Origin of the sequence: Micromonospora globosa (assembly GCF_000717585.1) — a bacterium.
Classification (GTDB): Bacteria; Actinomycetota; Actinomycetes; order Mycobacteriales; family Micromonosporaceae; genus Micromonospora; species Micromonospora aurantiaca.
Genome location: NZ_JNZR01000027.1, coordinates 70,635 through 92,329, shown reverse-complemented (window position 1 = coordinate 92,329; position 21,695 = coordinate 70,635). Strand labels below are relative to the sequence as shown.

The 21,695-nt window shown below is 72.1% G+C and carries 22 protein-coding genes and 2 pseudogenes; 7 read left to right on the top strand and 17 right to left on the bottom strand.

Features of this window, described 5'->3' with window-relative positions:
* Positions 1-15 precede the first annotated feature (15 nt).
* From IF06_RS0122980 to IF06_RS0122970, 3 genes and pseudogenes are all read right to left on the bottom strand, one after another.
* A pseudogene (locus IF06_RS0122980) lies at positions 16-381 on the bottom strand (tyrosine-type recombinase/integrase); the annotation flags it as partial.
* A gap of 132 nt (positions 382-513) precedes the next feature.
* Positions 514-1,038, bottom strand: a complete 525-nt coding sequence (locus IF06_RS0122975) for a pyridoxamine 5'-phosphate oxidase family protein (RefSeq protein WP_030273482.1) — start codon at positions 1,036-1,038, stop codon at positions 514-516.
* Positions 1,035-1,703, bottom strand: a complete 669-nt coding sequence (locus IF06_RS0122970) for a DUF899 domain-containing protein (protein WP_013473487.1) — start codon at positions 1,701-1,703, stop codon at positions 1,035-1,037. Before IF06_RS0122970 ends, IF06_RS0122975 begins: the two co-directional genes overlap by 4 nt.
* A 119-nt stretch (positions 1,704-1,822) precedes the next feature.
* On the opposite strand from IF06_RS0122970, the gene IF06_RS0122965 reads away from it, so the two are divergent.
* Together IF06_RS0122965 and IF06_RS0122960 are read left to right on the top strand one after the other, a co-directional pair.
* Positions 1,823-2,326, top strand: coding sequence for a winged helix-turn-helix transcriptional regulator (locus IF06_RS0122965; RefSeq protein ID WP_030273480.1), 504 nt, complete (start codon positions 1,823-1,825; stop codon positions 2,324-2,326).
* Positions 2,327-2,461: 135 nt separating this feature from the next.
* Positions 2,462-3,199: a class I SAM-dependent methyltransferase gene (locus IF06_RS0122960; protein ID WP_030273478.1), complete on the top strand. Its 738-nt coding sequence runs from the start codon at positions 2,462-2,464 to the stop codon at positions 3,197-3,199.
* Positions 3,200-3,326: 127 nt separating this feature from the next.
* Here IF06_RS0122960 and IF06_RS0122955 read toward each other — a convergent pair whose 3' ends face one another.
* The 3 genes and pseudogenes from IF06_RS0122955 to IF06_RS0122945 all read right to left on the bottom strand — a co-directional run bounded on the left by IF06_RS0122955 (position 3,327) and on the right by IF06_RS0122945 (position 5,683).
* A complete protein-coding gene (locus IF06_RS0122955) occupies positions 3,327-3,626 on the bottom strand; it encodes a hypothetical protein (RefSeq protein WP_013473484.1) in 300 nt (99 codons plus the stop codon).
* Positions 3,627-3,787: 161 nt separating this feature from the next.
* Positions 3,788-4,964: pseudogene (locus tag IF06_RS32285) on the bottom strand (endo-1,4-beta-xylanase).
* Between the two features lie 290 nt (positions 4,965-5,254).
* Complete coding sequence (locus IF06_RS0122945) at positions 5,255-5,683, bottom strand: winged helix-turn-helix transcriptional regulator (protein WP_013283488.1); 429 nt, start codon at positions 5,681-5,683, stop codon at positions 5,255-5,257.
* Between the two features lie 118 nt (positions 5,684-5,801).
* Between IF06_RS0122945 and IF06_RS0122940 the strand changes: the two genes are divergently transcribed.
* Positions 5,802-6,716 carry an NADP-dependent oxidoreductase gene (locus IF06_RS0122940; RefSeq protein ID WP_030273476.1) on the top strand — a complete coding sequence of 305 codons (915 nt, stop codon included), beginning with the start codon at positions 5,802-5,804 and terminating at the stop codon, positions 6,714-6,716.
* Here the strand turns inward: IF06_RS0122940 and IF06_RS0122935 are convergent.
* The 8 genes from IF06_RS0122935 to IF06_RS0122900 form a co-directional block, all read right to left on the bottom strand.
* Positions 6,698-9,859, bottom strand: a complete 3,162-nt coding sequence (locus IF06_RS0122935; RefSeq protein ID WP_030273473.1) for a helicase HerA domain-containing protein — start codon at positions 9,857-9,859, stop codon at positions 6,698-6,700. The two genes, IF06_RS0122940 and IF06_RS0122935, sit on opposite strands and share 19 nt — an antisense overlap.
* Positions 9,859-10,512 (bottom strand): hypothetical protein, encoded by a 654-nt coding sequence (locus IF06_RS0122930; RefSeq protein ID WP_030273471.1) that lies wholly within the window; start codon positions 10,510-10,512, stop codon positions 9,859-9,861. Before IF06_RS0122930 ends, IF06_RS0122935 begins: the two co-directional genes overlap by 1 nt.
* Positions 10,499-11,491, bottom strand: a complete 993-nt coding sequence (locus IF06_RS0122925; protein ID WP_030273469.1) for an endonuclease domain-containing protein — start codon at positions 11,489-11,491, stop codon at positions 10,499-10,501. The genes IF06_RS0122930 and IF06_RS0122925 overlap by 14 nt, the downstream gene beginning before the upstream one ends.
* Positions 11,492-11,602: 111 nt before the next feature.
* Positions 11,603-12,397, bottom strand: a complete 795-nt coding sequence (locus tag IF06_RS0122920) for an ABC transporter permease (protein WP_030273467.1) — start codon at positions 12,395-12,397, stop codon at positions 11,603-11,605.
* A complete protein-coding gene (locus tag IF06_RS0122915; protein WP_030273465.1) occupies positions 12,394-13,299 on the bottom strand; it encodes an ABC transporter ATP-binding protein in 906 nt (301 codons plus the stop codon). Before IF06_RS0122915 ends, IF06_RS0122920 begins: the two co-directional genes overlap by 4 nt.
* On the bottom strand, positions 13,296-13,667 hold the full coding sequence (locus IF06_RS0122910; RefSeq protein WP_030273463.1) for a hypothetical protein: 372 nt from the start codon (positions 13,665-13,667) through the stop codon (positions 13,296-13,298). The genes IF06_RS0122915 and IF06_RS0122910 overlap by 4 nt, the downstream gene beginning before the upstream one ends.
* A complete protein-coding gene (locus IF06_RS0122905; protein WP_232236751.1) occupies positions 13,667-14,269 on the bottom strand; it encodes a helix-turn-helix domain-containing protein in 603 nt (200 codons plus the stop codon). The genes IF06_RS0122910 and IF06_RS0122905 overlap by 1 nt, the downstream gene beginning before the upstream one ends.
* Before the next feature lie 71 nt (positions 14,270-14,340).
* On the bottom strand, positions 14,341-14,802 hold the full coding sequence (locus IF06_RS0122900) for a MarR family winged helix-turn-helix transcriptional regulator (protein ID WP_030273458.1): 462 nt from the start codon (positions 14,800-14,802) through the stop codon (positions 14,341-14,343).
* 94 nt (positions 14,803-14,896) lie between these two features.
* Here IF06_RS0122900 and IF06_RS0122895 point away from each other — a divergent pair, with 94 nt between their 5' ends.
* Positions 14,897-15,988 (top strand): epoxide hydrolase family protein, encoded by a 1,092-nt coding sequence (locus tag IF06_RS0122895; protein ID WP_030273456.1) that lies wholly within the window; start codon positions 14,897-14,899, stop codon positions 15,986-15,988.
* Positions 15,989-15,997: 9 nt separating this feature from the next.
* Here IF06_RS0122895 and IF06_RS0122890 read toward each other — a convergent pair whose 3' ends face one another.
* Positions 15,998-16,483, bottom strand: coding sequence for a carboxymuconolactone decarboxylase family protein (locus IF06_RS0122890; RefSeq protein ID WP_013283476.1), 486 nt, complete (start codon positions 16,481-16,483; stop codon positions 15,998-16,000).
* Between the two features lie 167 nt (positions 16,484-16,650).
* On the opposite strand from IF06_RS0122890, the gene IF06_RS0122885 reads away from it, so the two are divergent.
* A complete protein-coding gene (locus tag IF06_RS0122885) occupies positions 16,651-17,532 on the top strand; it encodes an RNA polymerase sigma-70 factor (protein WP_030273454.1) in 882 nt (293 codons plus the stop codon).
* Positions 17,533-17,588: 56 nt separating this feature from the next.
* Positions 17,589-17,882: a hypothetical protein gene (locus tag IF06_RS0122880; RefSeq protein WP_030273452.1), complete on the top strand. Its 294-nt coding sequence runs from the start codon at positions 17,589-17,591 to the stop codon at positions 17,880-17,882.
* A 6-nt stretch (positions 17,883-17,888) separates the two neighbouring features.
* Here IF06_RS0122880 and IF06_RS0122875 read toward each other — a convergent pair whose 3' ends face one another.
* Positions 17,889-18,662, bottom strand: coding sequence for an SAM-dependent methyltransferase (locus tag IF06_RS0122875; RefSeq protein ID WP_030273450.1), 774 nt, complete (start codon positions 18,660-18,662; stop codon positions 17,889-17,891).
* Between the two features lie 115 nt (positions 18,663-18,777).
* Between IF06_RS0122875 and IF06_RS0122870 the strand changes: the two genes are divergently transcribed.
* Positions 18,778-19,254, top strand: coding sequence for a hypothetical protein (locus IF06_RS0122870; protein WP_013283472.1), 477 nt, complete (start codon positions 18,778-18,780; stop codon positions 19,252-19,254).
* Here IF06_RS0122870 and IF06_RS0122865 read toward each other — a convergent pair.
* Entirely contained in the window at positions 19,233-21,602 is a 2,370-nt protein-coding gene (locus IF06_RS0122865) for a glycoside hydrolase family 65 protein (protein WP_030273447.1), read from the bottom strand. The genes IF06_RS0122870 and IF06_RS0122865 overlap by 22 nt on opposite strands.
* Positions 21,603-21,695 lie beyond the last annotated feature (93 nt).

The following is a 21,695-nucleotide window of genomic DNA, read 5'->3' as shown; positions in this document are numbered from 1 at the left end:
TCGGCGGCCCGTCTTTCATCGGTCGAGTGCGCGGCCGAGCCGCTTGAGCACGTCGAGGGTGGCCGCCGAGGACACCACCGTGTAGATCTCCATCGTGATGGCGAACTGCGCGTGCCGGAGGATCTGCATAGCCACCCGAGGGTGCACGTCCAGGTCGGCCAGGAGCGAGGCGCAGGTCCGCCGGGCGTCTCGGACGGTGATCCGCCGGACCCCAGCCGCGTCGCAACGTCGGTCCCAGAAGCGGTTGAAGTTGCGTGGCTCGACCGGCCAGCCATACCGCGTGGTGAAGATCAGCTCGGAGAGCTGCCAGGCCGGGCCCGCGGTGTCCCGGGCGGCGGTCTGCGCGGCCCGCCGACGGTCGAGCGCCACGGTGCAGATGTCGGTACGTCTCAATCAACCCGGACAAAACGATTTGCTCGCTGCCTGAGGTTGACACAGGGGGTGTCATCGGTCGAGCGCGTTGCCGAGCCGCTTGAGAGCGTCAACGCCAAGTGACCGTCGCGGGTTGGCCCGTCAGTGGTGGAACCGCCAGCGGGTCGCGGTCAGTCCGTCCGAGCCGTAGCCGAAGGCCCGGACCAGAGAGATCTCGTAGAAGGCGTACCGGGGTGATCCGGGCAGACTCTCGTCGTGGGCTCGACCGTCGCGGATGTCGAATGCCCAGCCGTACTTCGTGGCGAAGGCGGCGGCCACCCCGCGCAGCGCGGCATCGCCTGCGACCTGGTGGGCCTTGCCCTCCACCACCAGGTCGAGGTCTTCGCCGCCGACGGTAAGGACGGTGTGCGGGTTGCGGGCCAGGTTCCGGCCCTTGCGGGAGGCCGGGCGGCTCGCGACGCACGGCGCGCCGTCCACCAGTACCAGCATCACCGGGGCGGCATGCGGGCGACCGTCCGGCCGCACCGTCGACAGCCAGCCCCGGTGCGCCGATCGGAGGCATGACAACGCCTGGCTCCAGGGCTTGATGGTTGCCACGTCGGTGTCGAACGGTGTCGCGTCCTTCGGCTGGAAGAGCAGCTCGGCGATCGGCGTACTGACGGTCATGACGGATCCGTGGAGTCGTCGTACTCGTCGTGCAGCCGCCACCACTGGTAGGGCTGGGTCTGCGGCCAACCCTCGGGTGAGTCTTCCCAGGTCTCCTGCCGGCCGTACGGCGTCAGGTCGAGAAAGGTCCAGTTGCTGCCGAGCCGTTCCACGCCGCGGGCGGTGGTGGAGTAGGTACGAAAGATCCGGTCGTCGGCGCGGAGGAAGACGTTCAGCGCGAACCCGTCGCCGGCTCCCATGTCGGCGTTGAAGCTGTTGTGCAGCGACGAGTACCAGGGCAGGGTCCAGCCCATCCGGTGCCGTAGCGCCATGAGGTCGGCAAGTGGGCCACCGGAGATCAGCGCGAGGGTGACGTCGCGGGCGTTGAGGTGGGCCGGGTGGCCGACGTTGTCGGTGAACATCGAGCAGCCCGAGCAGATGTCATCGGCCCCGTGCCACATGAAGGTGTACACGATGAGCTGGCGGCGGCCCTGGAACAGGTCGGCCAGACCGACCGGCCCGTCCGGGCCCTCGAACACGTACTCCTGCTCGACCAGCGTCATCGGCAGCCGGCGACGCGCCGCGGCAAGCGCGTCGAGCTGGCGGGTGAGCATCTTCTCGCGGCTGCGCAGGGTGTCCAGCGCGGTCTGCCAGTCCTCGGTCGGCACGATCGGTGGATGGTTCATGCGGCCTCTTCCCCGTCTCGTCAGCGGCATCAGGTCAGACCGTTCCCTTAAGGAACGATGCCGATGTGACGTTAACAGAGTCCGTTCCCTGAAGGAACCATCATGAGTATCGTGGGGCCATGCAGCGAACGCAGTTCGGCGCGATGGCGTGCTCCATCGCCCGCACCCTCGACGTCATCGGTGAACCGTGGTCGCCGCTGATCCTGCGCGACGTCTACGCCGGCACACACCGCTTCGAGCAACTCCAGCGGGGCCTCGGCGTGTCCCGCAAGGTGCTCGCCGAGCGCCTGAGCTGGCTGGTCACCCAGGGCGTGCTGACCCGGCGTGAGTACTCCACCCGGCCGGTCCGCCACGAATACCTGCTCACCGACAAGGGCATGGAACTGTGCGATCTGCTCCTGGTCATGGTGCGGTGGGGCGACCGGTGGACGGCGGGCGAAGCCGGCCCGCCGGTGCTCTACCGCCACCACGCCTGTGGCCGGACCAGCCAGGTGGAACTGCGGTGCTCGGCGTGCGGACAACCCATGCACGCCACGGACATCGACCTACTACCCGGCCCCGGCGCAGACTCGCGCGACGAAGATGGACTACCCGACCGAGACGAACGCCGGCAGCCCGGATGAGCGCCTGTCTCCGCGAGGCCACGCCGGAAGCCGGCCGAGCTTCGTCACCCGGTCGACCATCGACCGCCCTCAGCGGTCGTCGCATCGAAAACGGTGCCCCCACATAAACGCTCGTTAGGCCTAAGGTCAGCGGCTATGGCGAATACGAGTCGCAACCTGGGACTGGGGCACGGCAGCGCGTTCGGCGAGCGTGGGGTGGCGAAGAGGCTGGGCACATTGAGCCGGCACACATCGCTGACCGGCCGGCGATTACTGGAGATCGGCTGCGGGGACGGCACGTACACGATGCGGCTGGTCGGCGCGTTCGAGCAGATCGAGGCCGTGGACATCCAGCAGGATCGGCTGGAGCTGTTCCGGGAGCGGCTGGCCGGCGATCCGGCGGCGGCCCAGAAGATCAACGTGCGGGAGTTGTCGGCTACCGAGCTGGACTACCCGGACGAGAGCTTCGACCTGGTCACCGCCATCGAGGTGGTGGAGCACATCGACGACCTCGATGCCGCCCTGCGGCAGGTCCGTCGCGTGCTCGTGCCCGGCGGCTGCTTCGCGCTGACGACGCCCAACCGGTGGTTTCCGTTCGAGACGCACGGGTTCCTGATCCGCGGTAAGCGTTACCGGCCAGCGCGGGGTCCGTTTCTGCCGTGGATCGTGCCACTGCACCGGCGGCTGGCCGATGCCCGTTGCTTCACCGCCCGTGGCTTGTCCGCGCAGCTCCGGCGGGCCGGGCTGGAGCGGGTAGCGGTGGACTACATCATGCCGCCGTTCGACCGGTCCCACTTCGGGCGTCGTATCCGGCCGGTGACCGACGCGGTCGAGCGATCGCCGTTGAGGTTCTTCGGCATGGCCCTGGCGGTGGTCGCCCGCCGACCGGCATGACGGTCCCACCGAAACCCCAGGGGTACGGCCGGACGCCGCGCACCTGCCCCATCCGTGACGAAGGGCCTCTCGCGCGCGCTGGCGGCCGAGTACCGCACCGAGTTGCTCGTCCCCTGACAGGTACGGATCAGCCGTGCCGAGCGGCGACATCCAGCAGACCTTCGTAGAACTCGACGAGCTCGGTGTCGCTCGGGTCGATCGTCCGTAGGCAGCGAGCCACACCCTCGGTGAGCGCGGCGGCAATTCGCTCGGCTCGGTCCGGTTCCAGGCGCGGCAGCCTCAGCAGGCTCATCGACCGGGCGGGCCACAGATACATGTCCAGGTCGTCGTCCTGAAGCATCCCGGCGGGCACCGCCCTGACGATGTCCGCGTAGACGCGGCCCTGGATGTACCACTCCCGGTCGGCGTCGAAGATCACGATCATCATTGCCGTCTCCGCTCCCCCCGCGCGCCGGCTGTCCCACACAATTCGATCCAGCCTAGTTCTCATCCTGCGTGGACTCGGGTCGCGATCGCAGAGACGCGACGGACGGGCCTGGTGTTCGCGTTCACATCGGGCCCGTCCGTCGCGCGCCTTCCGGATGTGGATCAGCTCGTCGCGACGAGCTGGAACCGCTGGTTGGCCTGGCCGTTGCAGTCGTAGATCTGCACCTGCTGGCCGTTGCCGGTGCCCCAGACGTCGAGGCAGCGGCCGGACTGGACTCCGGTGATGGTGCCGTTGGAGTTGACGTTCCACTGCTGGTTCGTCTGCCCGTTGCAGCTGTAGATCTGGACGGCGGAGCCGTTGCCGGAGCCGGCGGCGTCCAGGCACATCGAGCCGTACACGGTCAGTTGCCGGCTGGAGGTGTACGTCCACCGCTGGTTGGTCAGGCCGTGGCAGTCGTAGAGCTGCACCCGGGTGCCGTTGCTCTGCGAAGAGTTAGGTACGTCGATGCACCGGCCGGACTGGTTGCCGACGATCCGGCTCGCGCCGTTGGTCGGCGGCGGCGTGGTCGGCCCGGCGGTCGGGGTCGGTCCGGCGGTCGGCGACGCGGTCCCGGTCGGCGTGGGGTTGGGCGACGCGGAGTTGAGGACGTTGAGGACCGAGGTGTACGCGGCCTTCTTGTTGCCTCCGCCGTCGAACAGCGCCGTACGACCAGTTCTCGATGTTGTAGTCGTTGTAGCAGAGCTTCACCGACGGATCCGCCGCCCGAGCGGTACGGAACGCCACCTCGATCCAGTCGTTGCCGGTGCCCTGCAGGTTCGACTGGCGGCGGCTGCCGTCCTCGTTGAACGCCTCGTTCACCACGTCCCACGCGGCGAGCTTGCCCCGGTAGTGGGCCATCACGCCGTTGATGTGGTTGATCATGGCGGTGCGCAGCGAGCTGCCGCTCAGGCGCTGCATCCAGGCCGGCTGCTGGGCGTGCCACGCCAGCGTGTGGCCGCGGACCTGGAGGCCACGCTGAGTCGCCCAGTTGTAGATCTGGTCGCCGGAGGAGAAGTTGAACTGGCCCTGGTTGGGCTGGAGCGCGTCCGGCTTCATCTCGTTCTCGGCCGTGATCATGTTGAACTCACGGGCCGCGATGGTGCTGTAGGTGGAGTCGCCGAGCCGGCTCGCCGCGATGGCGGTGCCGAAGTACCGGCCCGACTGTGCCGCGGCGGCGCCGAGCGTGCTCGCCGCCGCCTGGGCCAGGCTGGGCACCACGAGCGCGGCACCGGCCAGTGCCAGCGCGCTGGTGACGGCGGCCAGCACCACGCGGTGACTGCGCCTCGGTAGATGTTTCATGACACTCCTCTGCATATCGGACGATGATGCGCTGGCGATGCCCGGCTGGACGCGGATGAGAGCCGGCGGTGCGCTCACTCCCCGCGTCACTGCCCTGAAACTTTTCGAAGATGTACCGGTAACTTCCCTGGGAAGATATCCGCGACGGCACGATCGGTCAATGTCGATGTCAACGCGAACATGGACTCAACCGGCTGATCAGCGCGGGAGTCCATGCATGACCATGAGAGCGAAGCGCAACGAGAACCGGGACGCGGGCCGAAAGTTTCGGAGAATCCCGGCCCGGCCGCTCAGCGATCGGCGGCGTCGTACCGCTCGCGGTTGGCGTGCACCTCGTCCATGTGCGCCTCGGCCCACAGCTTCATGCCGTACATCAGCCGGTGCAGCGACTGACCGAGGTCGGTCAGCTCGTAGGTGACTGTGACCGGCACGCTCGGCGTCACGGTGCGGGTGACCAGGCCGTCGCGTTCCAGGGACCGCAACGTCTGGGTGAGCATCTTCTGGCTGACCCCGGCCAGCCGCCGGGACAGCTCGGAGTAGCGCATGACCTGCGGCTCCGCGTTGCGGTCCGGGCCGTCGCGGCCGAGCGCGGCCAGGATCAGCGCCACCCACTTGTCGGAGATCCGGTCCAGGAGTTGCCGGCTCGGGCAGCCGGCGAGGAACGCGTCGTACTCCTCACGCGCCTGCGCCCGCTTCTCCGCCGCCGTCTGCGTCGGCATCGTCCGCACCTCCTCCTACCCGGGGGTACCCAACGCACTCCGAAGTGCGTACTTCCCGAAAGAAAGTTACCCCTCCATCGTGGAGCAGGGCATTCCTCAAGAACAAGGAGACACCATCATGGGTACGCGTACCTTCCGCGCCGCCGTCGTCCGCACTCCGGGCGGACCGGACACGATCGAGATCATCGACGTTCCGGAGCGCGAGCCGGGGCCCGGCGAGGTCCGGGTGGACGTCGCGGCGGCACCGGTCAACCCGGCCGACCTCGGGGTCGTCGGCGGCTTCTTCCACTCGCTGGGGCTCATCCACCAGCCGCACCACACCGGCCTGGGCTGGGACTTCGCCGGTGTCGTCGCCGCGGCCGGGCCGGGCGTCGACCTCGCCGTGGGCACCCGGGTCGCCGGGCTGGTCGGCGGGTTCGACCGCGACTTCGGCACGTACGCCGAGCAGCTCGTCGTAGCCGCGGCCGACGTCGCCGTCGTACCCGATGATCTGGATCTGGTGGCGGCGGCGACGGTGCCGCTCAACGGCCAGACCGCGGCGCAGATCGTCGACCTGCTCGGCGACCCTCCCGCCGACGGTCGGCTGCTCGTCACCGGCGCGGCCGGCGCGGTGGGCGGCTACGTCGTGCCGCTCGCCCGGGACCGGGGATGGCGGGTGACCGGCCTGGCGCGGGCCGGGGACGAGAAGTTCGTCCGCGGACTCGGGGCCGACTTCATCACGGCGGCCGAGCCGGGCTGGGACGCTGTCGCCGACGCCGCCGGATGGCAGGACCAGGCGCTCGCGCTGGTAGGCGACGGCGGCGTGTTCGTCGGCGTACGGCCGAACACCCACCCGCCCGCCGAACGCGGTGTCACGGTGCGCGCGGTCGAGGTGCACGCCGACGGGGCACGCCTGCCCGACCTGCTCGCCCGCACCGCAGCCGGTGAGCTGCCGGCCCGGGTGCACGCGGTCCTGCCGCTGGACCGGGTGGCGGACGCGCACCGGGCGGTGGCCGAGGGCGGGGTACGCGGACGCTACGTGCTGCGCCCCTGACCGCCGCGCGCCCGGTCCAGCACCTCCTCGACGGTGAGCGGGCTGCGCGGATGGTGGGTGAGCGACAGCGGGGTGCGGATCTTGCGGGGTGCGGCGCCCTCGGCGGCGAGGTAGAACTCGCCCACGGTGAGGCGGGAGATGTCCGGCACGTCGCCGCCCTTGGCCCGGGCCATCTCCCGGGCCGCCTCGATCTGGATCGGGCTGTTCATCAGGCCGTAGAGCTGGGTCGCCGCATTGCCCGGGATGCGGTTGTGCAGGCCCTTCGGCGCCTGGGTGGCGAAGATCAGACCGAGGCCGTACTTGCGGGCCTGAGCGGCGAGCGCCAGTGTGCTCTGGGTACACGCGGTCATCGCGCCGGACGGGGCGAACGTCTGCGCCTCGTCCATGATGAGCAGCCCGAGCAGCGGCCGGTCTCCGGCCGGGTTCTTCTTGATCCAGGCGAACAGGGCCATCTGGAGCTGGTTGACGAAACTCTGCCGTACGTCGTCGGACGGCAGACCCACCAGGCTGACCACCGAGACGCGGGCCCGTTTGCCGGGGGCGGGGGTGAGGAGCACGCCGGGGTCCATCGGTGTGCCCTCGCCGCCGAACAGCGGGTCGTTCACCATGGCTGCGGTCAGGGTCTGCGCCAGGCTGAGGCCGATCTTGTCGGCGTCGTCCAGGTCGATGATTCCGTCCGGCAGGTCGGCGAGCGTGTCGATGAGGCCCTGCAGGCGGGAGCCGCCGCGCCGTCCGTAGTGCTCGACCGCCTTGCGCAGCACGGCCAGCCCCAGATGAGCCCGGGTGGCCCGGCCGGTGAGCATGGCGCGTGGCGCGAGGGACGCGACGGCGGCCTCGACGGCCTCGCCGAACTCGTCCGGGTCGTCGCGTACGCCGGTGAAGTCGGGCAGCGGCTGGAAGCTCAGCGGGCGACCCGAGTTGCGGCGGGGCGTCCAGACGACGACGTCGGTGTGGGTGAGGTAGTCGCGGGCCCGGTCCGCGTCGCCGGGGCGCCACTGTGCGGGCGGCTCGGGCCATCCCTCGCCGAGCCGTGCGAGGTCGTTGTTCGGGTCGAGCACGATGGCGGAGATGCCCGCCAGCGCGCACTCCTCGACGATGCGGCGGATGAGGACGGTCTTACCGGAGCCGGACCCGGCGAAGATCGTGGTGTGCTTGCGCAACGCCTCCAACCCCAGCCGCACGGGCGTCCCGTCGTCGTACCCGTGCCCGACGACGAAGGAGGGATCGGCCGGGCCGGTGACGGCAGCGGCTGGCGGGGGCTCGGCGGGTTCCGGCAACGGCCGGGCGTCGGGGCCCCACCGGTCCACGTCGGCCAGGGCGTGCTGGAGGAACTTCAGCTCCCGGGTCGGCCGGCGCTCGGCCAGCCAGCCCTGCAGGTCCATGGTGGCCTCGGCGAGCATGACCCGCAGCGCGGAGAGGACTCGCAGGTCCTCCTCGTCGACGCCGAGCGTCTGGCCGCCCGCCGCGGTGAACGCCCCCACCGCCTTGCTGGTGGCCGCGCTGGTCGACCAGGCGCGGTTGCGCAGCAGGAACAGCTTGCGCCTGCCGGAGCCTGTGTCGAAGGCGGCGGCCACTGACGCCTTGCGGAGCCGGGCCAGCGCGGCGTTGCCGTGGTGGTCGTCGCCGATCGCCCGGAAACACCAGTGCACCTGGTCCTCGGTGCGCTCGTCGAGCGTGAGCCGCAGCCGGGCGTGCAGCGGCGGGTCGGTGCTCGGGGGCGGGTCGACGCTGAACGCCTCGCCCGCGTCGCCCCGCTCCAGGATCCAGGCGGTGAGCCCGGCGGCGAGCAGCGGCGGCATCGCCGCGTCCTCGGATGTGCGGCGCAGCGGGCCGGTGACGTCGGCGGCCTCCCGCAGCTCGGCGAACCGGGCGTCGTAGCGGTCCATCTCCTCGCCGGTGGCGGTCACCGGGGCGGGCCGGGGAGCCCGGGGTTCCGCGATGGGCGGCTCGCCGAGGCTCGTCATCTCCCGGACCTCGTCGTCGGCGAGGCATTCGCGGATGTGCTTGTCGATCTCGATGAGCAGCTGACGCGGGGTGAACGCACCGGCCCCGGCGAAGGCGCGCGGGGACACCGGCCACGACGGGTACGGCGGGACGAACCCCGCCTCCTGGTAGCGGAGGGTGAACCGCTTCTCGATGATCGCCCGGGCCACGTCGGCGTCGTCGATGCGGCGCAGCGGCGGCGTCTCCCGGAACCGGTCTGCGACGGTGTCGGCGGCGGTGGACTTGATGATGGTCCACGAGTTCGGAATGCAGGCCAGGACGGTGAGCGTGCGCCGGGTCGTCTGCCGTAACGCCATCAGGCCGTCCGCCATCCGGGCCAGCATCAGCGCCTGCTGCGGGCTCATCGCAGCGGCACCGGCCAGGGCGGGATCGCTCTGGATCGCCAATTGGGCGATGAGCGTGTCGATCTGGTCGATCGCCACCACCGACGGGCCGGTGAGGGCGAGAAGCCAGGACAGGTCCTGCACGATCTGCTGGGCAGGGCGCGGAACGCGGCGCATGCCCCAGGCCGCGCGTTCCCCGGCGGCCACCTCCTCGCCCGAGAGGAAGTAGTTCTCCGCGATGTCGCGGTGGGAGATGTCCTCGGAGGCGCTGAGCGCTAGCGCGCGTGCCGTCTCCTGGCAGGTGCGGGCGGCATGCCTGTCGAAGGCGCCCAGCCCTTCCAGGAATGCATCGAGCGCCGCTCGGGTCAGCTCGGTGTCGCCCATGACGGCCCGGCGCGCCGTCCGGGGTGCCCCGACCAGGGCGGACAGGCGCCGCAGCAGCAGTTTGAGCTGCGTCTCGCGCCTGCCGGGCACCGGCCGGGACAAGCCGTCGAGCATCGCGGCGAGCACGCCGTCCCAGAAGCTACCGGCGTCGAGCAGACCGACCAGAAAGAAGTAGCCGTCACGCTCCTGCACCTGCTGGCGGATCACACCCAGCAGGTGGGTCTTGCCGGAGCCGCGCTGACCCTGGACGACCAGGCCGAGCGGGCTGCCGTGCGGGTTCGACGCGGCCTCGTCCACCCCGGCGAGCACGTCCCGGAGGACCGGGACGTGCAGTCCCTCGACGTGGAAGGGCAACGGCCGCCACACGTCGTCGGGCACCGGCGCCCAGTCGAACCGCAGGGCGGCCAACGCGTTCCGTTCCGCCTCGTTCATCACACGCCGATCGCCAGCAGATGGTTCTCCTGCCCGCCGAGGCGGAGCGCGGCAGCGGTGTCCGCCTCGGTGAGCGTCTTCTGGTTCGACTCCGGCGCGATGGTGACGCCCTCGGACCGGCTGAGCTGCCGCAGCGCCGCGTCCAGGTCGTCGCGGGGCAGATCGGCGAAGAACGGTCGCAGGCGCCGCAGGCTCACCCAGGCGCCGGGCTCTTCGGCGAGCGCCCGGTACGCGGCGACGACACGTGCCTCCAGCGCCCCGGACACTTCGGGAGCCGGTGCCGGGGCCGGGCCGCGCACGTCGGTGAGCGCGAAGAGTTCGGCGAGCGTCGCACAGCCGCTGCGGGCCAGGACACGATCGCGCAGGTGCGCCTGCATCGCGGTGAGCGCGGCGCCGAGCGCGCTCGCTCCCCGCAGCGTGAAGTCGAGGTCGCTCTGCATCCGTACCCAGCCCTTGTCGTCCAGTTGCAGGGCGTACGTCGAGCCGCTCTTGCGGCTGGCGACGTAGTGCAGGCGGGTGAGCTTGTCGCGCTGCGGCTTGCGTACGTCCAGCCCGTAACGGTCGCGGAGTTCGGTGTTCAGCACCTCCCGCGCCTCGGCCATGAGCACGACGAGGATCGCGCTCTCGGATGCGGTCAGGTCATCGCCGGCCATGATGCCGTCCTTCCGCCAGGTCTCGGCGACGTGCCCGCAGATAAGTGCCGATCTGCTGGACCACGGTGCCGACGTCGTGGATTACTCGGGCGTTCGTGAAGCGCAGGACGGCGTAGCCGTCCAGTTGCAGTTGGACGTCGCGTTGCCGGTCGGCCTCGAAGCGAACCGGGCGGCAGTGCTCCGGACCGTCGATCTCCACCACGCACCGCTCGTCCGGCCACAGTAGATCCAGCCGCACCGGCGCGGCCAGGCGGTGCGACTGGTAGCTCTGGTTCCATCTCCGTCCGGCCGCCCAGCTCTGGGCCGCGAGCGCCGCCTCCAGCCTCTTCTCGGCGTCGCTGCCCGGGTGCGGCCAGCCCGCCACCGGCGCCTGGCCGACGGGCGCTGCCGGCGGTGCGACGCGAAAAGCCGGAAGTCCGTCCAGCCCGACCGCACCGGCTCCGGCCAGCCAGACCGCCGGGCCACCGTGCTGCACGAGCCACGCGGCCCCGGCCGCCATCACCGCGCCGTCACCGTGGGCCGGCTCGGCGAGCAGCACCACTTTCCGTCTGCCGAATGCGCCGGCGACGAGACGCGCCAACGCGGCGGCCTGGGCGCGCAGCGGGAGCGTCGTGGCGCCGGACCGTCGCCCGGTCACCGCGAAGACGGCCAGGTCGGACAGGAACGAACCGGGGTAGCGGTCACGGCGCGAGCGTGCGGCGGCCGCGGCTCGCACGGCGGCGAGTCCGGAGGTGTCCGGGCGGACATCGTGCGCGGCCTCGGGCAGCCAGGCCGGCAGCAGCTCGACGGCGACCCGTTCGAGCCGGTCCAGCACGGCGTGCACGAAGTCCACGGGCATGGTGCACGCCGAGACCGGGCGGTGCACGACGGCGGCCAGCTCCGCGTGGTCGCGGGCGACCATCATGGCGACCGCGTCGGCGTCCGCGCCTAGCAGAGCGACGACGCGGTCGGTAGGCAGACCGGCGAGGACCGGGTCCATGCAGCGTCGACCCTCCCCCACCGTCGACCCCGGACGTCGGATGACCAGAGTACGAATCGTCTTCGGCCGGCGCCAGCCCTGATACGCCGGACGGCGACGAATCGGCGACGCTCAGGTGATGTCGCGGCGCATCGGGACGACAACGGCGATCGCGGCGGCGGCGATCGCGTACCCGGTCAGCAGCAGCGCGCCGGCCGCCGGTGGCAGGAGTGCGACGGCGTCGCTGCCGAGCTGCGCGGACATCGCGTCGGCGACGTACGTGAAGTCGGTGAGTGCGGCGGTGGCGCCGCCGGGCAGGAGCGGGTAGAGCGCGTTGACGCCGGGGATCATCATCAGCACGGGCTCGGCCAGGTACAGGTAGCCGACCACGACGCACACGGCCGCGACCTGGTTGCGGAGCAGCGCGCCCACGCCGGTGCCGACGAGGAGGTACACCGCCATCGCGACGCCGATGCGGGCGAGCAGCGCCAGCACTGTGGGAGCGGGCAGGCCCAGCGACACGCCACGCGCGGCGGCGACTGTGAACAGGGCCGCCGCGGCGGAGCCGGCCAGGGCGATCCCGTAGCCGAGGCCGACGATCGCGTGGGTGGCGAGTTTGGCGGCGAGCACCCGTCCCCGGCGCGGCGCGAACATGAACGTGACGGCGGCGGTGCCGTGCCGGTACTCGGACGCGGCCGCGAGGGCCCCGGCGGCGGCCGGCACGAAGGCGGTAAAACCGAGGATGCCGAGGATCGACCGCAGGCCCTCCTCGGTGTGCAGGCCGGGCATCGGCGGGTCGAAGTTCTCCGGTCCGACGAGCGCCATGAGCCCGACCAGGCCGCCGCCGAGCGCGAGGGCGGCGAGCAGCAGCCCGGTACACATGCGGGTGGCCAGGATCCGGCGTAGTTCCGCTCTGATCAGGTTCATCGGGCCTCCGCCGTGTCGGTGGTCAGGTCGAGGAAGAGCTGTTCGAGGCTTGTGGTCTCGGTGACCAGCTCGTGGATCCGCAGCCGGTGGTCCGCGGCCAGGTCGGCGACGCGCGGCGCGTCCAGTCCGCGTACCCGCAGTCGGCCGGGCCCGGCCGGTTCGACGGACCCGGCGCCCGCCGTCAGGGCGGCGGCCAGGTCGGTGGCGTCCGGCGAGATGACGAGCACCGTCGGCGGGCCGGTGAGCCGGGACCACGGCCCGGCGGCGACGAGTTCGCCGCGCCGGATCACCACCACGTCGTCCACCACCTGCTGGACCTCGTGCAGGACGTGGCTGGAGACCAGCACGGTGCGGCCCTCGTCGGCGAGCCGGCGCAGCAGGCCGCGCAGCCACGACATGCCTTCCGGGTCCAGGCCGTTCGACGGTTCGTCGAGCAGCAGGACGCGGGGGTCGCCGAGCAGCGCCGTGGCGAGGCTGAGCCGCTGCCGCATGCCGGTGGAGAATTCCCGGGTACGACGGTCGGCGGCCTGCGCGAGGCCCAGCAGATCCAGCAGTTCCGCGACGCGGCTGTCCGGGCAGCCGGCCATCGCGGCGTAGACGCCCAGGTGGTCACGGGCGGTGTGGCCGGGGTGGAACGCGTTGCCGTCGAACACCGCGCCGACGGTCCGCGACGGCTGGGCCAGCCGGCCGTACGGCTGCCCGCCGATCGTGGCGGCGCCGCTGGTCGGCGTCACCAGTCCGGTCAGCATGCGCATCGTGGTGGTCTTGCCGGCGCCGTTCGGGCCGAGGAAGCCGGTGACCGCGCCGGGTCGTACGGTGAACGTCAGGTCGCGGACGGCGGTGACGTCGCCGTAGCGTTTGGTCAGGCCCGACGCCTCGATCGCCAGCCGGTCGCCGGTCATGGCCGGCTCCCCGTCGCACGCCCGATCGTCTCGGCAAGGCCTGCCGCGGCCGGGTCGGAGACGACGACCTCGTCGAACTCCCCGCCGGCCGCCGCGCGGTCCAGCACCAGGTGCAGGCCGGGCTGACCCCGCCGGGCCGCCACGAGCTGCCGGGGGCCGCCGAAGATGCCCCAGACGCCGACCTTGGCGAAGCCGGACACCGCGTACCCGCGCCGGGCGCCACGCGCCAGCCGGATCGGCTCGTCCACCGGTGCGGCGTGCCGCACGGCGGCCAGGCGTAGCGCGAACCGCTCCCGCCCGACCCACATCCGTTCCCATCCGGTGAACCGGATGTCGATCACATCGCCGTCGAGGATCACGGAGGCCATCAGTCGTCGCCCTTCGTCGTGTCGGAGTCGTGCGCTGACGTGTGCGTGTCGCCGGGGGTCGCCTGGCGGTCGGCGGGCATGAGGACGGTCGCCAGCAGCCGGGGGGTCCGTCCGCCGCCGGGCCCTCTGGCGAGCAACGGGCCGACCAGCGCGTTGAGCCCGGCCGCGAACTCGTGCAGTTCCGCGTCGGTCAGGTGCAGGACGAGCTGCTGGTATCCGACGCCGTCGGCGACGAAGTCGACGGACTCCCGGGCGAGGTAGCGGGAGAACTCCGACAGCAGGCTCGACACGAACGCGGTGAAGTAGCGCGCGTGGTCCTCCGGCGTCGCCGTCGCCAGTGCTGCGGGGTCCAGCGCCGCGCCGTGCGCGGGCAGCGCGTACACCCGCTCGACGGCCCCGCGGACCTTGCGCTCCTGCACCACGTCGAGCATCCCGGTCTTCACGAGCGTCGCCAGGTGCCGGTAGAGGGTGGCCTGCGGGACGTCGGGCAGCAGCTCGACCAGGTCGTGCGTGGTCACCCGGGCACCGGCGACCGCGCGCAGGATGCGGATCCGCACCGGGTGCAGCGCGATCTCCGCCCACCGCTCCATCGACGTCGTCACGCCGCAGACGTTATCACTATCGAGAACGATAACGGTAGGCGGTGAATGAGGACGGTGCCGGAGGGCAGCCGTCAGGCGGGCGGGCGGTTGTGGTGGGCGAGCACCCGTGACAGCAGCCGGGTCAGGTCCGCGCGCTCGTCCGGTGACAGCGGAGCGAGCAGTTCGTCCTGCACGGCGGCGAGTCGCTTCTCCAGCCGCCGCAACTGCCGCCGCCCGGCCGCGGTGATGGTGACGACGTTGCGCCGCCGGTCGGCCGGGTCCGGGCTGCGGGTGACGAACTCCCGCTCGGCGAGTTCGTTGAGTGCGGCCACCACGTCACTGACGTGGATGCCGCTGCGCCGGCCGAGCGCCGCCTGACTGGCCGGCCCGAACTCGTCGAGCGTGGCGAGCAGCCGGAAGTGGTAGCCGCGCGCGTCGACAGCCGCGAGCCCGTCGCTCACCAGCCGTCCGGCGCGTACGGCGGTCCGGGTGATGAGCCAGCTCGGCAGGCCGGCCAGGCGCGTCGGTACGAGATCCGGCTCCGGGTTGTCCACGAACCCAGCCTAACCGGAACCATTGGCGTCCCCAACGATCTGCGATACCGTTGGTCGCACCAACGTTAGTGTGACCAACGATCGGAGCACCACAGTGATCGAGCCGTTCCGTATCCACGTCCCCCAGGCCGACCTCGACGACCTGGCCGACCGCCTGGCCCGCACCCGCTGGCCCGACGAGCTGCCGGACGCCGGGTGGGACTACGGCATCCCGCTGACCCGGGTACGCGAGCTGGCCGAGCACTGGCGCACCGCGTACGACTGGCGGGAGGCCGAGGCCGAGCTGAACCGGTATCCGCAGTTCACCACCACAATCGACGGGCAGAACATCCACTTCCTGCACGTACGCTCCGCCGACCCGGACGCGCTGCCGCTGATCCTCACCCACGGCTGGCCCGGCTCGGTCGTGGAGTTCCTCGACGTGATCGGCCCGCTGTCCGAACAGTTCCACCTGGTCGTACCGTCGATCCCCGGGTTCGGCTTCTCCGGCCCGACCTGGGAGCGCGGCTGGGACGTCGACCGCGTCGCCCGCGCCTGGGCCGAACTGATGCGCCGGCTCGGCTACCGGCGGTACGGCGCACAGGGCGGCGACTGGGGTTCGGTCATCTCCACCCGGCTCGGCGGCATCGACCCGGAGCACGTCGTCGGCGTCCACCTCAACTACCTGCCCACGCCCCCGCCACCAGGCTGGACCGGGGAAGCCGGACTGTCAGGCGAGGACCGGGACCGGCTCGCCCGCATCAGGCGGCTCAAGACGCAACGGCACCCTCATCAGGTGCTCTACGCCAGCCGGCCGCAGACCGTGTCGTACGCGCTCAACGACTCACCCGTCGGGCAGCTCGCGTGGATCGCAGAGAAGTTCACCGAGTGGACCGACGCCCGATCCAGCATCAGCGTGGATCGCATCCTCACTGACGTCTCGGTCTACTGGTTCACCGGCACCGCCGCCTCGTCCGCGCGGCTGGTGCGGGAGAGCGCGTTCGGTGGCCCGCCCGCGCCCTGCCCGCCCCCGCTCGGGGTCGCCGTGTTCGCGCACGACATCACCCGGTCCGTGCGGCCGATCGCCGAACTGACGTACACGATCCGGCAGTGGAGCGAGTTCGACCGGGGTGGTCACTTCGCCGCGCTGGAGGTGCCGGAGCTGTTCGTCGACGACGTCCGGTCCTTCTTCTGGAACCTGCGGTGACGGCGGCGCTCAGCCCATCGCCGCCGCGAACATCCCGGGCTCGTACGAGCCGCCGCGCTGGTGCACGAGCACCGCGAACCGGTTCGCCGCGTTGATCAGCCCGAGCAGGCAGACCAGCGCGGCGATCTGGTCGTCGTCGTAGTGCTTGCGCACCTGCTCCCACGTCTCGTCGGACACGCCCTGGTGGGCGTCGGCGAGCCGGGTGCCCTCCTCGGCGAACGCCAGCGCCGCGCACTCGGCCTCGGTGAACACAGTCGACTCGCGCCAGGCGGCGACCAGGTTCAGCCGGACCGCGCTCTCGCCCCCGGCCACCGCCTCCTTGGTGTGCATGTCGATGCACCAGCCGCAGCCGTTGATCTGGCTGGCCCGCAGCGACACCAGCTCCTGGACGGTGCGGGGCAGCGACGACTGGTGGATCATCAGGCCCGCACCGGCGAAGCGCTTCATGAACGTCGCCGAGACCGGGTTCTCGAACAGGTTGAATCGGGTCTGCATGGTTGCGCCCTCTCTGCTGGGGTGGACGTCGGACGAACACGAGATGCCGGGGACCGCCCCGGCGTGACGGCGGCGCCGGGTGAGGACCACCACAGCGACCGGCTGTCACACGGCGACAGCGGCCGGCGTCTGGTGGCGAACGCAACCGAGCAGCGAAGGAGCCAGTCATGGCGGACCGCGCCACCGAGGACTTCCTCGCGCACCGGAACCTGCTCTTCACCGTCGCGTACGAGATGCTCGGCTCGGCGGCCGACGCGGAGGACGTGGTGCAGGAGACCTGGCTGCGCTGGGCCGGCGTCGACCTGGAGGCGGTCCGGGACCGGCGTGCCTACCTGGTCCGGATCGCCACCCGGCAGGCGCTGTCCCGGCTGCGCACGCTGGGGCGGCGCAAGGAGTCGTACGTCGGCTCGTGGCTGCCCGAACCGCTGCTCACCGCGCCCGACGTCGCAGACGACGTGACGCTTGCGGAGAGCGTGTCGATGGCGATGCTGCTGGTGCTGGAGACGCTCACGCCGACCGAGCGGGCCGTGTTCGTCCTGCGGGAGGTGTTCGACGTCGGCTACGACGAGATCGCCGAGACGGTCGAGCGGACCCCGGTCGCCGTGCGGCAGATCGCGCACCGGGCGCGGGCCCACGTCGCGGAGCGCCGCCCCCGGCGTACCGTCCCGGCGGCCGAGGCCCGCGACGCGCTCGACGCGTTCCGGCGGGCGGTCGAGACCGGCGACCTGGACGGGCTGCTCCGCGTCCTGGCCGCGGACGCGGTGCTGGTCGGCGACGGCGGCGGGATCAAGCAGGCGATCGCCCGCCCGGTCACCGGCGGCGACAAGGTGGCCCGCCTGCTCGCGGGCGGCTGGCGCCGGATCGCCGCCGTGGCGTCGATGGAACCGGTGCAGGTCAACGGCTACCCGGCGCTGCTGGTACGCCTCGACGGCGAGCTGGACACGGTCGTCGCGGTACGCCTCGACGACGGCCGGATCAGCGGCCTCTACGCGGTGCGCAACCCGGAGAAGCTGTCCCACATGACCCGCGAGACGACGCTGCGCCGGTGACCGGCGGAAAGGCACGGCGGGAGGGCACAGCGGGCGGAGCGTGCGACGATCGCCGGATGAGCAGCGCCGCCTCCCCCGACGTCAGCGCCCTCGCCATCAACGTCACAGTGCCGGAGGAGTTGCGCTGGACCGACACCCGGCGCGGCGAGGAGTTCACGCTGACCACGCTCAACATCCGGCTGCTGCCGGACGGGCGCCTCGCCGCGAAGGCGTACGGCCGGCCCACTGCCGGTGGACGCGGCGCGTACGTGTCGTTCCGGGTGCCCGACCGGCCGGAGCTGGCCGCGCTCATGGCCGCGGCGGCCGACCGCGCCGCCGCGCTCTGGGCCGCGCACGGCGGCCTGGACTGACCGCGCTCAGCGGCGGACGCCCACCCCGCCGTAGCCGTGCGACACCGCCGCCTGCGGCTCGCCGTCGGGCCGCCAGTCCGCCACCTTGACCAGGCCCGGCTCGACCAGCTCGTACCCGTCGAGGAACCGGGCCACCTCGTCGCGGGTGCGGGGCACGAGCGGGGAACTGCTGCGGCGGTAGATCGCTGTGCCCTGCTCGGTGGGCAGCGTCGGCAGGCCGTCCAGGGTGAGGTGGGACAGCGCGAGCACGCTGCCCGGGACTGTCGCGTCGCGCAGCGTCGCCACCGCCGCGTACGGGTCGTCGGCGTCCGGCACGAAGTGCAGCACCGCGAGCAGCAGCACCGCCACCGGCTCGCTCAGGTCGATGGTGTCCCGCAGCGCCGGGTCGGCCAGCAGGTCGCCGGGACGCCGCAGGTCGCCCTGGAGCACGACGGTGCGGCCGTCGGCAGGCAGCAACCGCCGGGCGTACGCGACGGCGACCTCGTCGTGGTCGACGTAGACCACCCGGGCGTCGGGGCGTACGGCGCGGACCACCTCGTGCACGTTGCCCTGGGTGGGCAGGCCGGCGCCGATGTCGAGGAACTGGCGTACGCCCTGCCCGGCCGCCCAGCGCACGACCCGGCGCAGGAACGCGCGGTTGCTCTGCGCGGCGACGCCGGTGTCCGGGAAGATCTTCAGGACCTCCTCGGCCGCGGCGCGGTCGGCCGCGAAGTTGTGGCAGCCGCCGAGGTAGTAGTCGTACATCCGGGCGACATTGGGTCGGTTCTCAGCCTCCGTCACGCCTCGATGTGTAGCACTCTGGGCGACACACCGCTGACCCGTCGTGTCGGCGGTCCGGCCGATCCCGCCGTCCACCTGGTACGACGGTGGGACACGCCGGCGCGAGGAGGTACCGATGACAGGTGGACGGGAGACAGTGGAGGTCGAGCCGGTGGTGTTCCGCGCCGTCTACGACTCGCCCGCGTCGCTGCCCGGGCGGCACCGGTGGACCACCCCGGAGGCGGACGTGCGACGGCTGGAGAAGCTGCTGAACATGCCGGCGCGCAGCATCGGCGCGCCGCTGTGGGTCAGCGGCGACGAGCCGGACTGCCCGAAGTGCGGGCGGCGGGTCACCTGGTACGACATCGTCGCGTCCGCGCTGCACGGCGTACACGACCACACGATGATCGCGCGGGTGATCCTCGGCGAGCGCAAGTACGTGAACACCGAGGTGCCGGACGCGATCCCGGGTGTCCACTGTGCCGACTGCCGCACCCCGATCACCGGGCTGCGCAGCTTCAAGTGCCACAACTGGGCGTACGCGTTCGAGGCGCTGGAGGAGGTCGTCGCCCGGATGTCCGGCCTGCCGGCTCAGTCGCCGCCCGCCTCCTGAGCGCGCCGTTCTGGACGGCGGCCGGGCGGGGCCTCCGGCTCGGGACCGGGGTCGGGCACCGGCGGCATCGGCCGGGTGACCGGCCCGTCGCCGGTGACGCGGAGCTGTTCGCCGTGGTGCCACAGCTCCACCGCGTCACCAGGCCCGGCGTCCGGCAACTCGTAGCGGGCCTCCTGCGGCGTGAGCGTGACCCGCAGCCGGTGCCCGTGCCGGCGCAGGTGGAACGCGAGCCGGGTGATCGGCCGGGGTAGCCGCGGCTCGAACGCGAGCACGCCCCGGTCGTCGCGCAGCCCGCCGAAGCCCTGCGCCACCACCAGCCAGGCGCCGGCCAGGGACGCCAGGTGCAGCCCGTCGGCGGTCTTGTCGCCCAGGTCGGCGAGGTCCTGGAACGCCGTCTCGGCGAACAGGTCGTACGCCAGGTCGAGGTGCCCGACCTCGGCGGCGAGGATCGCCTGCGCGGACGCCGACAGCGACGAGTCCCGGACGGTCCGCGCCTCGTAGTAGGCGACGTTGCGCGTCTTCTCCTCGGCGGTGAACTCCCCCGGGCAGCGCAGCATGGCCAGCACCAGGTCGGCCTGCTTGACCACCTGCTTGCGGTACAGCTCCAGGTAGGGGAAGTGCAGCAGCAGCGGGTAGTCGTCCTCGCCGGTGCCGGCGAAGTCCCACTCCGGCTGCGCGGTGAATCCGGCCGACTGCTCGTGCACACCGCGCTTGCCGTCGTACGGGACGAACATGGCGTCGGCGGCGGCCCGCCAGCCGGCCGCCTCGGCGGCGTCGACGCCGAGCCGCGCGGCCACCTCGGGGCAGCCCTCGGCGGCGTCGGCGGCGCCGCGCAGGTTGCGCCGGGCCATCAGGTTGGTGAAGACGTTGTCGTCGACCAGCGCCGAATATTCGTCCGGGCCGGTGACGCCGGTCAGGTGGAACGCGCCGCCGTCGTCGAAGTGGCCGTAGCCGTGCCACAGCCGGGCGGTCTCGATCAGCACCTCGGCGCCGCACTCGGCGAGGAACGCGGTGTCGCCGGTCGCCGCCACGTACCGCAGCACCGCGTCGGCGATGTCGGCGTTGACGTGCAGGCCCGCGCTGCCGGCCGGCCAGTAGCCGGAGCACTCCCGGCCGCTGAGCGTCCGCCACGGGTAGGTGGCGCCGGTCAGGCGCAGCTCGGCCGCCCGGTCGCGGGCCTCGGGCAGGTGGGCGTGCCGCCAGCGCAGCGCCGAGCGGGCCAGCTCCGGCGCCAGGTACGTCAGCACCGGCAGCACGTAGCCCTCGGTGTCCCAGAGCACGTGCCCGTCGTAGCCGTTGCCGGTCAGCCCCTTGGCCGGGATGGTCCGGTCGCCGTCGGCGCGGCCGGACTGGAGCAGGTGGAACACCGAGAACCGCACCGCGAGCTGCAGCTCCGGGTCGCCCTCCAGCTCGACGTCGGCGGTGGTCCACGCCACGTCGAGCGCGGCGCGCTGCTCGGTGAGCAGGGCGTCGAACCCGTCGTCGCGGGCCGTGGCCGCCTCCGCGACGACCAGGTCGGCCAGCTCGCCAGCCGGGGTGCCGTCGACGTCCGCGCACTCGTACGCGGCGAACCGGGTGACCCGGATGCGCTCGCCGGGGCGTACCGGACCGGACAGCGCCAGCCGGAACCGGTCGGCGGTCAGCTCGGTGTCGGTGGCGATCTCGTCGGGCGCTTCGACCCGGTGTGCGACGGCGACGGCGACCCGCTGGCCGCTGCGCCCGGTCCGGTGCACGAGCACCCCGTCGAGGCCGTCTTCGCGGCGGATCTCGCCGGTGAGCGGGTCGTGGATCACCGAGGCGGCCCGGGGGTCGTCGGCGCGTTCCGGCACCCGCTGGTTGGCGAGCAGGTCGGCGCCGACCCGCAGCCGGACCGGCTCGTCCAGCGGCTCGACCGCCCAGTCGACGGCGGCGACCGGACGGCGGGTCAGCGAGACCAGGCGGGTGCTGCGGATCCGCACACCCCGGCCGCCCGGCGAGACCCACTCGGTCTCCCGGCGGACCACCCCCGCGCGCAGGTCCAGTTCCTGGTGGTGCCGCCGGATCGTGCCGGTGCTCAGGTCCAGCGGCTCGTCGTCGACCCAGAGCCGGATCAGGGCGGCGTTCGGCGCGCTGATCACGGTGTCGCTGCGTTCCGGGAACGCGTACCCGCTCTCCGGGTAGGTCAGCTCGTGCTGCTCGTGGAACCCGTTGAGGTAGCTGCCGGGCATGCCGCAGGGCTCGCCCTCGTCGAGCGTCCCGCGCCAGCCCACCCAGCCGTTGGCGAGCGCGAAGACGGACTCGGTCTCGCCCAGCCGGTCCAGGTCCGCGCTCGTGCGCCGGATCCGCCAACCGTCGTCGCCGTGCGGCACGTGCCCTCCCGAGTCCGAAGCCTGGACCGCCACCGAACCAGACCCGGCTGGGAGGTGGCTGGGACTCCGATACCCGTGGCGAACCCGCCCGCA